This is a genomic window from Salinibacter sp. 10B, assembly GCF_002954405.1.
Lineage (GTDB): Bacteria > Bacteroidota > Rhodothermia > Rhodothermales > Salinibacteraceae > Salinibacter.
Genome location: NZ_MQWC01000004.1, coordinates 2,318,847 through 2,332,115 on the forward strand (window position 1 = coordinate 2,318,847; position 13,269 = coordinate 2,332,115).

The 13,269-nt window shown below is 61.5% G+C and carries 11 protein-coding genes and 1 tRNA gene; 6 read left to right on the top strand and 6 right to left on the bottom strand.

Annotation, left to right across the window (positions count from 1 at the left end; genetic code table 11):
• Positions 1–9 precede the first annotated feature (9 nt).
• The 4 genes from BSZ35_RS09575 to BSZ35_RS09590 all read right to left on the bottom strand — a co-directional run bounded on the left by BSZ35_RS09575 (position 10) and on the right by BSZ35_RS09590 (position 5,031).
• A complete protein-coding gene (locus BSZ35_RS09575) occupies positions 10–1,473 on the bottom strand; it encodes a glycoside hydrolase family 13 protein (protein ID WP_105012224.1) in 1,464 nt (487 codons plus the stop codon).
• A 226-nt stretch (positions 1,474–1,699) separates the two neighbouring features.
• On the bottom strand, positions 1,700–3,067 hold the full coding sequence (locus BSZ35_RS09580; protein ID WP_105012225.1) for a sodium-dependent transporter: 1,368 nt from the start codon (positions 3,065–3,067) through the stop codon (positions 1,700–1,702).
• 223 nt (positions 3,068–3,290) lie between these two features.
• Entirely contained in the window at positions 3,291–3,539 is a 249-nt protein-coding gene (locus BSZ35_RS09585; RefSeq protein WP_105012226.1) for a hypothetical protein, read from the bottom strand.
• 274 nt (positions 3,540–3,813) lie between these two features.
• Positions 3,814–5,031: an alanine dehydrogenase gene (locus BSZ35_RS09590; protein WP_105012227.1), complete on the bottom strand. Its 1,218-nt coding sequence runs from the start codon at positions 5,029–5,031 to the stop codon at positions 3,814–3,816.
• Positions 5,032–5,435: 404 nt separating this feature from the next.
• Here BSZ35_RS09590 and BSZ35_RS09595 point away from each other — a divergent pair, with 404 nt between their 5' ends.
• Entirely contained in the window at positions 5,436–6,047 is a 612-nt protein-coding gene (locus tag BSZ35_RS09595; protein WP_105012228.1) for a hypothetical protein, read from the top strand.
• Positions 6,048–6,252: 205 nt separating this feature from the next.
• On the opposite strand, the gene BSZ35_RS09600 is transcribed toward BSZ35_RS09595, so the two are convergent.
• Together BSZ35_RS09600 and BSZ35_RS09605 are read right to left on the bottom strand one after the other, a co-directional pair.
• Entirely contained in the window at positions 6,253–6,945 is a 693-nt protein-coding gene (locus BSZ35_RS09600; protein ID WP_105012229.1) for an ATP-binding cassette domain-containing protein, read from the bottom strand.
• 188 nt (positions 6,946–7,133) lie between these two features.
• Complete coding sequence (locus BSZ35_RS09605) at positions 7,134–7,802, bottom strand: DUF1080 domain-containing protein (RefSeq protein WP_105012230.1); 669 nt, start codon at positions 7,800–7,802, stop codon at positions 7,134–7,136.
• A gap of 242 nt (positions 7,803–8,044) precedes the next feature.
• On the opposite strand from BSZ35_RS09605, the gene BSZ35_RS09610 reads away from it, so the two are divergent.
• The 5 genes from BSZ35_RS09610 to BSZ35_RS09630 all read left to right on the top strand — a co-directional run bounded on the left by BSZ35_RS09610 (position 8,045) and on the right by BSZ35_RS09630 (position 12,911).
• On the top strand, positions 8,045–8,731 hold the full coding sequence (locus tag BSZ35_RS09610) for an SDR family oxidoreductase (RefSeq protein WP_105012231.1): 687 nt from the start codon (positions 8,045–8,047) through the stop codon (positions 8,729–8,731).
• 109 nt (positions 8,732–8,840) lie between these two features.
• On the top strand, positions 8,841–9,338 hold the full coding sequence (locus BSZ35_RS09615; protein WP_105012232.1) for a luciferase family protein: 498 nt from the start codon (positions 8,841–8,843) through the stop codon (positions 9,336–9,338).
• Between the two features lie 445 nt (positions 9,339–9,783).
• Entirely contained in the window at positions 9,784–11,832 is a 2,049-nt protein-coding gene (gene glgP, locus BSZ35_RS09620; RefSeq protein WP_105012233.1) for an alpha-glucan family phosphorylase, read from the top strand.
• 66 nt (positions 11,833–11,898) lie between these two features.
• Positions 11,899–12,780: a lysophospholipid acyltransferase family protein gene (locus BSZ35_RS09625; protein ID WP_105012234.1), complete on the top strand. Its 882-nt coding sequence runs from the start codon at positions 11,899–11,901 to the stop codon at positions 12,778–12,780.
• A gap of 58 nt (positions 12,781–12,838) precedes the next feature.
• Positions 12,839–12,911, top strand: a tRNA-Gln gene (locus tag BSZ35_RS09630).
• Positions 12,912–13,269 lie beyond the last annotated feature (358 nt).

Here is a 13,269-nt window from a genome sequence, read left to right on the forward strand (position 1 = left end):
CCTAAGCCCTCAGGACTGGGCGGGCGCATTGACCCACACCCGAGCCGACCGTGCAGGAATCGTGACGGGTTCTGGGATTCCGTTGAGGTGGAGTCCGTCCTCGTCAGCGTCGAGTGGCCAGGCGAGGCTCAGGGCAGAGGACAGCACTGCATCTGGGGCAAGTTCAACGTTGGCAGTCGTCGTCCCTGCGTTGAAGACCACCACCGCTTCCCGCTCCCCTAGCTCTCGACGGAACGCCACGGTCCGCTCTTCGGCCCGTAGCCACTCCACCCGTCCGGTCCGAAGCACCTCGTAGCGATGACGAAGCGTAGTGGCCTTCCGATAAAATGCTAGCAGATCGGTGTCCCAGTCGTCTTCGTCTTCCGGAAACGCCCCACGGCAATGGGGATCCCCGTCGGATGAGAGGCCCACCTCGTCGCCATAGTAGATGCAGGGCGCGCCGGGCATCGTCATCAGGAAAAGCGTGGCTTGTCGGAGGGCCGTGGCGTCGTCCCCCATGATCCACTGCGCGCGGGCCATGTCGTGACTGTCCAGCAGATTGAGTTGCGCGCACGTCGCCTCCCAGTTGTACAGCGCCAGCACCTCATCCACGTCGGTGACAAACGCCTCAGCGTCGAGGGGATCAAATGTAAGGTGGGCCTTGGTGTAGTTGCGGAGACTCTTGGCGCCAAAGAAGCTGAGAATGGGACCCAGCAGCGGATAGTTCATGAGGGCATCGAACCGGTCTCCCTCCAGCCATGCTGGCGCCTCCTCCCAGATCTCTCCCACGAGATAGGCCTCTGGATTGGCGGACTTTACCACGTCCCGAAACTCGCGCCAGAAAGGGGGATTGTCGATCTCGGCGGGGACGTCGAGGCGCCATCCGTCGATGCCGAAGTTGATCCAGTGCTCAGCCACGTCGAGCAGATAGTCTTGGACCTCCGGGTTGTCCGTATTGAACTCCGGAAGGGCGGGAAGGTCGTGCCAGGCCGCATAGTTATGGGGCTTCGTGGCCGTCGATGAGTAGGGGCGAAGAGGCCAATCTTTGATCTCAAACCAATCGACGTACGGGGAGTCGGGGCCATTTTCAAGGACGTGGTGGAACGGCCAAAAGCCGCGACTCGCATGATTGAAAACCCCGTCGAGCACCACGCGGATGTCCCGAGCATGGGCAGCGTCCAGCAGCGCGCGGAGCGCGTCGTTGCCTCCAAGAAGCGGATCCACCTCGTAGTAATCGTACGTGTGATAGCGGTGGTTGGCTGCCGAAGCAAAGATGGGATTTAGATAGAGCGCCGTAATCCCGAGCTCGTCCAGGTAGTCGAGGTTGTTAATGATGCCGTAGAGGTCTCCCCCCTGAAATCCCTGCTCATCGGGCGGCGTCCCCCAGGGCTTCAGTTCCACCTCGTCCTGGTGCGCCACCTGCCCACTGCGCGCAAAGCGATCGGGAAAGATCTGGTAGAAGACGGCGTGCTTGACCCAGTCCGGGGTGGTCATGGTGAGATCGTCTAACGGAAACAAACTTCGATACTCAGGACCCAGACAGCCCTTGGCCCCCCGAGAACGACGGACGAACGCCTACGGCCCTGGGACACGTACGAGGCCAGTCGGGAGCGGGGCAGAAGAAAACGGAGGCCCGAGTGCCCCGCGCCCGTAACGTGCCTCCGCGGCGGTCGGTCGTCCGCCCCCACCCTCACGTTGAGAATGTGGACCGCCCCTGCCGTTAGATCACACCGAACACAATCCCGCCCAGAATGGTCGCGATGACAACAGGACACACGTACTTGAGAAAGACGGCCCACGTGGAGGCAAATGCCCCCGTAAACGTATCGCCAGCCCCTTGTTGCAACTCCTCAATGGCCTGCCCGGTGCCCCACACCCACCCGACGAACACGCTAATGAGAAGCGCCCCAAGCGCAAGCGAGATATTCCCCCAGATGAAGTCCATGATCGAGAAGAACCCCGTGGCCCCAAAGAGGCTGATTTGCTCGGTAAGAAACGTCGATCCTCCGTTCGCAAGAGCCGAGGGCAACCCGAGGAGGAACGTGAAGCCGCCAACGAGCAACACCGATTTGCTGCGCGACCATGTCGTTTCATCGACAAAGTAGGAGACCACTACCTCCAGCAGCGACACCATGGAGGTAAGGGCGGCAATGGACAGGAGGATGAAGAAGACCATACTGATGAAGCTTCCCAGCGGCATCGTCTCAAACACTTCCGGCAGCACCTGGAAAATGAGGGCCGGACCGCCACTCTCCGGCTGCTTGCCCATCGCAAACAGGGCTGGAAAGATCATGAGACCCGCCAGCAGGGCGATGGCCGTGTCGAAGAGGGCCACGTAGCCGCCGGACACGAGCAGGTTCTCGCGCTTCGGGAGGTAGGAGCCGTACGTAATCATGGCCCCCATTCCCAGACTCAAGCTAAAGAACGCCTGGCCCAGTGCAGCGAGGATAACCGTGCCGTCGATCTTCGAAAAATCCGGGTTCAGATAAAACTCCAATCCCTCGCCCGCCCCCGGAAGCGTCACAGCCCGGAAGATCACCACGAGCATCAGCACAAGCAGTACCGGCATGAGCACCTTCGCCCAGCGCTCAATTCCCTCCTCCACCCCGCCGTACACGACAAGGATCGTGATGACCATAAAAACGGCGGCCAGCGGAATGACGGTCCCGGCATCCGACACAAAGGAGCCAAAGTAGGCCGCCGAGTCGACGCCCGGCGCCACGAAGCCCTTGAAGATGTAGCCGAGAGCCCACCCGGCAACCACACCGTAGTAACTGAGAATACACACCCCTGTGAGCACACAGAGTCCTCCCACGAGCACCCAGGGGGTTCCGCTCTTGATGGCCGCGATGGCCCCCACCGGATTCTTCTGGCTGTTGCGCCCCAGCGCTAACTCGGCAAACAAATAGGGGAGACAGATCAGCGCGATGCAGGCCAGATAGACCACAACGAAGGCCCCTCCCCCGTTCTCGGCAGTCACATATGGGAATCGCCAGATGTTGCCCAGCCCAATGGCCGAGCCCGCGGCGGCGAGAATAAATCCGAGGCGGGAGCCCCACTGCTCGCGATCGGCAGACGTGGTTGCCATATCGTCAGAGTGTGATCATCGATAGAGAAAGACGCAACCGGTAGTCCCCCATGCCCCTACAAACCGGAGTATCAGTGCTGATCCTGGAGTGCAGATCACGCGAAGATAATGGGTGCCCTTGGTGAACGCAACGGAGCACCGCCCGAAATACGCTTGCTCCGCAAAAAATCATTCAAAACAAAAATCGAGCACAGACGGACGGGGCGACCAAGCACGTAGACGGCTATGCGTTCCACTGGTCCTGTGGCGGATAGGTCTTCCGGTCGTGATAATCGTGGAGTCGGGGAACGACCTGTGCAAGAACGAATCGGGGGTTCGCGCCCTCTGCTGCATCGGCAACGTCCGCCAACTCAATGTCGCCCGACGACTTGTGCAAGCGCACATGCCCGATCGTTTCGGCCGACGTGCCGAACGTGTACACACAGTGATCCGGCGTTTCCTCTTCCTTCGAGACGAACAACTCAACACCCATCGCATCCACGCAGAAAATGATCGGAAAACGGATCGAAGCCTCCGGCCTCGGGACTCACGTTTCTCAAACGTCCCCCCACAGGAACAGAAAGAACCACGCGCTCCGTGCCGGCCCGAAGACTGTTTTGACTTCAAACGATGACAGTTCAGGCAGAGCGCGAAGATCCGCAGGTCGTCGCGATCCAACAGGGGCTCCTTCTGAGCAACGGACGGCCCTCCAATTCCTGCGAAATATCTCGTCGATTCTCAATCCGATCAAAAATCAAAACAGTCTCTTAGATCCCCGACGCGATGAGCAACTCGATGTCGCGGTGATTCATGCCAAACATGGACGCCAGGCTCTTCTTGGTAAGGTGCTGCCGGTACACGTACGTGCCGTTGCGCAGCCCTTCGTCGCGCCAAAGCGCTTCGTTGATTGATCCGGCCTCGCCGATGTGAAGAAGATAAGGCACGAGCACGTGCGAGAGAGCATAGGTGGCGGTGCGCGCCGCGTTGGACGGCATATTCGGCACACAGTAGTGGATGACGTCGTGCCGGCGATACACTGGGTCAGAGTGAGTCGTGGGCCGGCTCGTTTCGATGCAACCGCCCTGATCCATTACGGCGTCCACAATGACGCCGCCCGGCGACATGGACGCCACCATATCTTCCGTCACGAGCATCGGGGAGCGCTCCCCGCCCGCCATCATTGCCCCGATTACTACGTCGGCCGAGCCCACCGCCTGTCGGAGGTAGTGGTCGCTGGCCATGGCGGTCGTGATGCTGCGGTCCAGGTAGTGCTCCAACGCACGCAGCGAGCCGAGCTCTGAGTCGAGCACAATGACGTGTGCACCGTAGCCGAGAGCGGTGCGCGCCGCCCACTCCCCCACCACGCCGGCGCCCAGAATGACAACCGTCGCGGGCGGCACACCGGAGATCCCGCCGAGCATGACGCCCTTTCCGCCCTCATTGCTCTCCAGGTACCGCCCGGCGATCTGGATCGACATCGATCCGGTAATCTCGTGCATCATGCGCACGAGCGGAAACGTCCCGTCCGGATCTCGAATGAACTCGAAGCCGATCCCTGTAATCCGAAGGCGCATGAGGTGGCGAAGAAACTCGGGCGTCGTGCCCCCCAGGTTGAGGGCCGAGATGAGAATTTGCCCCTGCTGAAGCAGACCCATCTCCTCCTCGTCCGGCGGCCCTACTTTTACAATGAGATCGCTTTGACTGTAGAGGTCGTCTGGTTCTTCGACGAGCTCCGCCCCCGACTCTTCGTACTCGTCGTCTTGAAAGTGGGCCTGCCGCCCGGCGCCCTGCTCAACATACACCTCATGACCGTTGGCAACCAACGCCCCTACACCGCTGGGCGCCAGGGCCACTCGACGCTCCTCGTTTGCCACCTCGCGCGGCACCCCGATGCGGAGCGATTGCCCGTCGTCCTTTTTCAGAGGCTTCTCCATCGTCATCAATCCGGGTTCGCGCTCGAAGCCCTGCAGGGACGGGATTTCCATATAGAGAAAGACATCTGATTGTACGACCGGCGTCCAGCGAGCAGCACCCCCACCGGACAGTTCCCGACGGGGATGTAGCGCAGAAAAGGTATAAAACGGCATCGGCTTTTGCACATCACAGCCCCACGATCCATGCGTCCCATGCCAGACTCTGGTCTCCTGCGGTCGCCAGCACCACAAAGACATTTCGCCAAACGGGGGCGAACCCATGCGTCATCGTGCAGCTCAAAATGCCATGGTGTGCTCCAGGCATACTCCAAGAGTCGTCGGCGGCGCCCTTCTTCCATTGCCGAAGGATAGGTGCACCAGACAAGGGTACATCGTTTCTTCATGAGAGACCGAACCGGGAAAGTAGCAATGGTTCCCCCTGCGTTCGCCCCCTTACCTCTTCCCCCTTTCCTCCTATGACTTCCGTCTATCGATCTCTCGTGATCTTTTTGGCTCTGCTACTGATCGGGGGCCTGACCAATGCGGGAACGGCTGTTGCCATCAGCCTCGCCCCTTCTTCTCCAGTACTCTCAACGCTCTCCGAACACCTTCGCTCTGAACTCCGGTCGATGGATGCCACGCGGCAGGAACGCGCCCTGATTGACGTCGTGGCCCTGAGCCAATGCACGGCCTCCTGTACCATCAAAATGTCATCGCTTCCCATGCGGAAGATTCGTATCGACAATGACACCGGTGCCGGTTCCGTAGCGAACCTTACCATCCTCACACCGGTCCTCACGCGAATCTACCGGGTGGGACCAACCGATGAACTCCGCCTCTTGGCCCTCTCGGCCCTTCTGAACATCGGGCACGAGACGAGCCTGGACGCGATAATCGAACACGTTGCCTCGGTGGTGTCCCCCCGCGTAAAAACGGTCACGCATCGTGGCCTCTCCACCTTCTTCCTGACCAAATATCCCGAGCTGAATATGCGGATCTCGCGTAACGGCACGCTGGCTCTGGACGACATCCACGTCGCCCGTGCTCGTGCCGAACGACAGATGCGCAAGCAGGCAAGGCGCGGATAGGCACAGTGCAGGACCACTCCCCCGTCGTCGACAGAACAATAACGAACTCGCGACGACCCTCTTCACCGAAACTGGAGCCCCCATCCCGACAATTGGGAGGTGGGGGCTTTCCTCGTTCCGGGGCGAGCATCAGGCTGCGTGATATGAACCGCAGGGCTGTGCGCCCCTCCCCCGACTCCACAGGGCGGGCGCGCCTCTCTCTGCCCTACGCCTCCCCTCGATCAACAATGTCGGCAATTTCTCCGGTCCGCACCACGCGACCGTTCTCCAGCCGTACCCCCCGGCGCCCCAACCGGTGCGCCCGGGCTTTGTCGTGGGTCACGAGCACGGCAGTGAGCGCATATGCCTCCATTACATCCGCCAGAAGCGACTCCACCCGCTCGGCTGCCGTCGCGTCTAGGCTGGAGGCCGGTTCGTCCAGCAGCACGACATCGGGATCGTTGAACAGGGTGCGGGCAATGGCAACCCGCTGCGCCTCGCCCCCCGACAGGGACTCGGTGTCGCGATCCTGATACCCTGCCAGCCCCAGCCGATCTAGCAGCTCGTCCATCCGGTCAGAATCGACGGACGCGTCGCGGAGGCGAGGCCCCCATGTTACGTTGTCGGCCACCGTTCCCTCAGCAAGCGCGGGCTGCTGCGGCACAAGGCCGACGCGCTGCCGCACCGTGCGCGGAGGCAAGGTGCGGTAGTCCGTACCGTCAAGCAACACTGTGCCCGCCGTCGGCTCATCAAGCCGGTTCAGGAGGCGGAGGAGTGACGACTTTCCGGCCCCGGACGGCCCGAACACCACAAACACATCGCCCGCCTCCACTTCGATATTCACGTCTCGCACCAGCGCCGTCCCGTCCACGACGCGCGTCAGGTTTTGAGTGGCGAGAGGAGCAGGGGCATCGGACATACACGACAGGATTCTTGGGATGGCCGACGGACAAAACAATATGCGCAGACCGCCCCCAAGATTCTGCACAGCTGCCGCGACTACTGTCACAGGCAGCCCCACTCCACCCGCCTGGAGGAACTGGAGTCGGAGCACCCAGCCATTCGGTGCACACACGAGTACGCGCCCAGCGCCAAACGATCAACGCCCTAGTCCAGTGGCTTCACGTAGATGTTCTTGAAGTGAACGACACTGTCGGGGTCGTGACCTTGAAGGGCAACCGTGCCACTCGACAACACCCGTCCACTCATGTTGTCCGGGCGCTCCACATCAGCGGGCTCGGTGTACTCCACCATCGTTTCGCCATCCACCGCAATGGAGATGCTATCGCCCTTGACGCGGATGTGCATCGTAAACCACTCATTGTCGTCCACGGGCGACTCCTTCACGTCCTGTACCGCGTAGAGACTGCCCGTCCGCCGCGGATCTCCCTCGTACGTGTTGTTGATCTGTGCCTCGTACCCCTTCGACGGCCAGCCCTCCTCCTGATACTCGGTGTGAAAGTAAATGCCCGAATTCGCACCGGGCATCGATTTTACGTCGGCCCGAAACTCGAAATTATCAAAGTTGTGGTCCGCAACCTCCCCGACGTAAAACAAGTGCGAGCGCTCCCCATCTACGACGATCATTCCGTCCTGAACGGAGAAGGTATTCTCATTTTCGCTGGCCCGCCATCCCTCCAGCGACTCGCCATCGAAGATTGAGACCCAGCCGTCGCCCTCAGGTGGGGGTTGCTGAGCCAGAGCCGTCGAACATACGACGCCCGACAGGCCTGCAAGCAGAAGAAGCGTGACGATTTTGGTCAAAGCGGTTTTCATAACAATCGTGGAATTAGGAGAGGAATAGAAGCCCGGAAGGAAAATACTCGTCGGGCCCATGTGAATGAATAATGTACATAAACAAATCGTCGGATCGAAACCACACGACCCATTCCGTCCGCCCCGGCTCGAACCGACTCTCCATAACGGAAGTGCTACGAATACCAAAGAGGATTGACCTCGCCGGGTGTAGCGCCTACTTTCGATACTCCGTCTCCCACTCATTCATTTGTTGTCCTGCCATGCCGACTGTTGCCATTACAGGAGCCGCCGGCGCCATCGGCTCGGTCACTGCTGAAACGTTCGAGGATGCAGGTTGGAACCTTGCGCTTCTTGACTACGGGGAAGAGAACAAGACCACGCTCGACTCGTCATTTCCGGACGCCCATACGTTCGACTGTGATCTGACCGACGAGGACGCAACCCGCAAGGCCTTCGCAAGGATCGACGACGCAACGGAGTTGGACGCTGTCCTCGCCATCGCGGGAGGATTCTCCATGCAGGCGGCCACCGACGCGACGATGGACGACTATCATCGCATGATGGCCCTCAACGTCCAAACCCTCTTCAACACGGCTCGCGCCGCCCTACCGGTCCTGACGAAGCAAGACCAGAGCTTTCTGCTTGGCGTGTCCGCCCCAGCCGGGCTCGACGGCCAGGCGAACGCTGCTCTGTACGGAGCGTCGAAGGGCGCTGTGGCCGCCTACGTGAAGTCGCTCGGGAAAGAAGAGCAGGAGGCCGGCCTGCGTACAAGCGTGCTCTACCCGATGGGGGTCGTCGATACGCCCGCCAACCGCGACGCGATGCCCGACGCCGACCCGTCCTCCTGGATCGCGCCGCGCGAGCTGGCAGCCGGCATGCTTCACCTCGCCACCCGGAGCCCCCGTGGTCACGTGCCCGAGTTGAAAGTTCACGCCGCAACGGAATAGTCCGTCCCATCGGCATCGTTACGCCGCCCCTGGAACCGAGTCCAAAGCCAGGAATCGAAGGAGAGAGTTTATTCTCCCCGCTGCCCCCTTTCCCCGTCCCCCTCCCGACATGGCCGCAGCCGCTACTCCTTCTCGTCCCTCCACACTCGTCGCCAAACTGACCGAGCGGGCCGGGACGTGGACCCACGTGTCGCTTGCTCCCCATTCCGACCGGGCCGTCGCCTTCAAGCTAGACGATGCCACAATCGGCGTGCTTCACCACGACGGGCTGCTGGAAGTACCAGTCCCGATGCCCGTCCGCACCGTGCTCGTCGAGGAGGGCCTTGCCTCCCCGCACGACGCGCGGCCCGGAACGAACTGGGTCGCCGCTCACTTGCGCTCGGAGGACGACGTAGACCCAACTGCTCTCTTGCTCCGCCTCTCCTACCTCTACCGTCGCCTCCTCCGAAGCCAGGACGCAGCAACACTCCGCCGCATCCGCACCGAAGTGGCCCAGTACGGCCTCCCCGATGCGCTCAACACCATCTACGACACGATGCTCGCCAAGCGGGTCGACGCCACGGCCTCTCCCCTTCCGGGCCTGTCCTCGTCGTCCCTGAACCCGTAGCCCCGAACATCGAAGCGCTTCCTGTGTCCCCCCTTTATGTGGGTGGGGTTAAACCTGACCGTCCAGCCCTCCCCATAACTGATTTTTCACGCGAATCGCTTGGCAAATCCGCCCCCGACCTCGACCCTTGTAAAAGGAATGGTGGATTGCGAACCTGTTTAGTGGATGGATAACAATGCTGAGACACAGTGGATGCCTTTCCGCACGATATCCACGACAATAGCAGGCCGTAGACAATCCGCCGAACAGGTTCCGCAAGGGTCCATCCCTGACCGGGAGGAATCGCATCGTCTTGCCCCCCGGTCGGGTGCATAGGCGTCGGCGGGAGGTCCCCCCGACCATGTGTCTGCGGGGACTCCCGGAGCACGTTCTCGTACTTGCGACGACCGCGCTCCCCGCGTCTTCCCACCTGCGTCGTTTTCCCCAAACCAACACCTCTTCCCGAATGAATACGCGTGATAAGCTCCAGTCAATTGCAATCAATCTGTGGTGGAGCTGGAGCCCCGAGGCTCGATCGCTGTTCCGCCGCCTGAACCCAGAGGTGTATCGCACGTCGGGCAACAACCCACAGGCGGCCCTTGCCCTCGCCAAGGACGAGGTGCTTGACGATCCGGACTTTCAGTCCGAAGTCGATGCGGTCTACGACAATTATATGTCGTACATGGACCGAGAGCCGGAGCTTGAGGAGGCTCCGAATACGGCCTATTTCTGCATGGAGTACGGCCTCCACGAGAGCTTGTCACTCTATTCCGGCGGCCTCGGCGTGCTTGCGGGCGACCATGCAAAGGCGGCCTCCGACCTTGGACTGCCGTTTACGGCCATTGGCCTCTTTCTCCGCGAGGGCTACTTCGAGCAGTCGTTTAACGCCAACGGGTGGCAGCAATCTACCTACCCCGTGCTCGACCCGGCCAAGCACCCGCTCTCGCTGGTGACCGAGCGAGAGGGAAGCGATCCGCTCACCGCAACGGTACACATTGGAGCGCAGCCCGTGCACGTTCGGGCCTGGAAGCTGGACCTCGGGCACACGGATCTGTACCTGCTCGATACCGACTTCGACGGCAATCCGGAGCAATACCGCTCCCTCACACGACGGCTGTATCAGGGAGGCGACCAGGAGCGCATTCAGCAGGAGATCATTCTCGGCATCGGCGGACTCCGCCTGCTGCGCAAGCTCGGCGTGACTCCGGACGTGTATCATGCCAACGAGGGACACTGCGCCTTTCTGATGCTGGAGTTGCTGCGCGAGCGGCTCGACGAGGGCGACGACCTGACGACGGCGGAAGACTGGGTTCGCGATAAGAGCGTCTTCACCACCCACACACCGGTCATGGCCGGGCACGACCACTTCGACCCCGACCTTTTCACGGAGGCCCTGTCCGGCTTTCAGGATCAGATCGAATTGACCAACGACGACCTTCTGAGCTACGGGCGCGTCGACCCGGACGACGAGGACGAGAAGTTCACGATGACGGTGCTAGGCCTTAAGCTTTCGCGGGCGGCCAATGGGGTGTCGAAGCTCAACGGCCACGTCGCCCGGCAGCAGTGGGAGGATCTCTATCCGGATTGTGAACTGGGGGAAATCCCGATCGACTCGATCACGAATGGCGTGCACCTGCCCACCTGGACCGCCGGCCCGGCCCGCGACTTCCTGGACAAACATCTCGACGGCGACTTCACCGAGCGTCAAGACCCGGACGTGTGGGACGGCCTTGCGAACGTGAGCGACGAGACCCTTTGGAACTACCGTTCCTCCCTCCGCCAGCGATTGATCGACTTCGTGCATGCCCACGTGCAGGGGCAGAGTCTGCCGATGCAGCCCGACCTCGATCCGGAGGCCCTCACCATCGGCTTCGCGCGCCGGTTTGCGACCTACAAGCGTGCCCCGCTCATCTTCCGCGACCGCGAACGGGCCCGGGCCCTCTTTACGGACCCCGACCGGCCCATCCAGCTTCTCTATGCTGGCAAGGCACACCCGCAAGACGACGCCGGGAAGCAGTTCATCCAGCGCATCTATGAGATTAGCCAGATGCGCGGCTTTGCGGGCAAGGTCATCTTCCTGGAAGGCTACGACATGGAAATCGGGCGGATGCTTGTCTCCGGCTGCGACGTGTGGCTCAACAATCCGCGCCGGCCGTTGGAGGCCTCCGGCACGAGCGGACAGAAAGTGGCGGCCCACGGAGGGCTCAACCTCAGCGTCCTCGACGGCTGGTGGCCGGAAGGATACAATGGGCACAACGGCTGGGCCATTGGTCCGGAACCGACCGGCAACTACGGAGAGGCCAACCCCGAAGTGCAGGACGAACAGGATGCCGAATCGCTCTACACGCAGCTCGAAGAGGAGGTCATTCCCACCTTCTACGATCGCAACGACGACGGGCTGCCGACGGAGTGGATCTCTAAGATGCGGGACGCAATGACGGGCCTTACGGCACCCTTCAGCGCGAAGCGAATGGTGATTGATTACGTGGAAGAGATGTATCGCCACGACGAATAATCGAATCAATTCGGAACGGGTGGGCGTCGGAGTCTTCCCGCTTTTTCCGGCTGGTCTCCCTCTGCCATGCGTACCGTCCTGCTTTCCCTCTGGGTCTGGTTTGCCATCGGGGTCCTCCTGGTTGCGTGGATTCCCGTCATGTTGGTGGCCCGCCTCCTGGACCGCGATCCGGCCCTGTACAACACGGGACTTGCCCTGCGCTGGCTGGGACGTGCCATGACGTACGTCAATCCCTTCTGGGACATTGAACTGGAGGGTCCATTTCCGGACAATCCACGCGCGCCGTACGTGGTGGTGGGCAACCACTTCTCGCAGGCCGATCCTCCCATTATCGCCCGCGTGCCGTGGGAAATGAAGTGGGTCGCCAAGAAGGCGCTCTTCAGCCTGCCGGTGGCCGGATGGCTCCTCCGGCTGAGTGGCGACATCTCGGTAGACCGTCGCGACAAGCGAAGCCGCGCTCGGGTGCTCGAAACGGCGTCATCGTACCTGTCCAATCGATGCAGCGTGATGTTCTTTCCGGAAGGCACCCGGTCGCGGGACGGGCGTGTGCGGAAATTTTCGGACGGTGCGTTCCGTCTCGCGATTAAAGAGGGCGTGTCGGTACTGCCCCTCGCCGTCGACGGCACACACGAGGCCCTCCCCAAACATTCGCTCTGGTTCAACCCCGACGTGGAAACGATTCGGGTGAAGGTCCTCGACCCAATCGATACGAGTTCCTACACGCCCGATCAGGCTCGTGCCCTGCAGCGGTACGTGCGCGCGCAAATCATCGACCAAATTGCGACGTGGCGGGGTGTAGACCCGTCCGCAGTGGATGCCCTCTCCGACAGCGACGCCGCCGTAACGAACTGGCTGGACGCCCCGCCCCCGCCCTCGTCCTCGGAAGCGGAGGGTGAAGCGTCCGTCAAACCGTCTGCGCGCTCCGGCTCGACGGAACCGGGCGGCTAGCCGAGTCATTTCTGTTGATCCGATGTCGGACTTGATCGTCCGGCTCACAGACTCGTCTTGCCCAGTAGCTCAATCGGCAGAGCGTCCGGCTCTGGACCGGGAGGCTGATGGTTCGAATCCATCCTGGGCAGCCCTCGCCCCGCGGCCACTTCAGCCGTGGGGCTTTTTTGTTTGACGAAGATCCAGAAGCCAAACCGAACGGCTCTGTCCCGCAAAGCCCTGTGCTTCCGTCCCGCTGGAGCCTGCATCAGAAGGGCCGTTGGACTTCAACGACGCTTTCAATGCCCCTCGACCCGTGCCGACATTCCGAGCACAGGAAAGACGAGACCGTTCGTGCACGGGTACGACCAGCAACTTCGATCCGGGGCGGTACGTGTAAGGAGGCGATCCTCTTAGCCTTCTTCTCTCTATGCCCACCTCCTCCCCTCCCGATCCCACGTGCGCCGAGGCCGTCGACCAAACGGCCGGCGACGTTGAGGGCGTCGTCCG

Coding starts and splice junctions, on each gene's coding strand:
- glgP (WP_105012233.1), top strand. CDS start 9,784: ATGAATACGCGTGATAAGCTCCAGTCAATTGCAATCAATCTGTGGTGG.
- BSZ35_RS09605 (WP_105012230.1), bottom strand. CDS start 7,802: ATGAAAACCGCTTTGACCAAAATCGTCACGCTTCTTCTGCTTGCAGGC.
- BSZ35_RS09590 (WP_105012227.1), bottom strand. CDS start 5,031: ATGGAAATCCCGTCCCTGCAGGGCTTCGAGCGCGAACCCGGATTGATG.
- BSZ35_RS09580 (WP_105012225.1), bottom strand. CDS start 3,067: ATGGCAACCACGTCTGCCGATCGCGAGCAGTGGGGCTCCCGCCTCGGA.
- BSZ35_RS09600 (WP_105012229.1), bottom strand. CDS start 6,945: ATGTCCGATGCCCCTGCTCCTCTCGCCACTCAAAACCTGACGCGCGTC.
- BSZ35_RS09585 (WP_105012226.1), bottom strand. CDS start 3,539: ATGGGTGTTGAGTTGTTCGTCTCGAAGGAAGAGGAAACGCCGGATCAC.
- BSZ35_RS09595 (WP_105012228.1), top strand. CDS start 5,436: ATGACTTCCGTCTATCGATCTCTCGTGATCTTTTTGGCTCTGCTACTG.
- BSZ35_RS09625 (WP_105012234.1), top strand. CDS start 11,899: ATGCGTACCGTCCTGCTTTCCCTCTGGGTCTGGTTTGCCATCGGGGTC.
- BSZ35_RS09575 (WP_105012224.1), bottom strand. CDS start 1,473: ATGACCACCCCGGACTGGGTCAAGCACGCCGTCTTCTACCAGATCTTT.
- BSZ35_RS09615 (WP_105012232.1), top strand. CDS start 8,841: ATGGCCGCAGCCGCTACTCCTTCTCGTCCCTCCACACTCGTCGCCAAA.
- BSZ35_RS09610 (WP_105012231.1), top strand. CDS start 8,045: ATGCCGACTGTTGCCATTACAGGAGCCGCCGGCGCCATCGGCTCGGTC.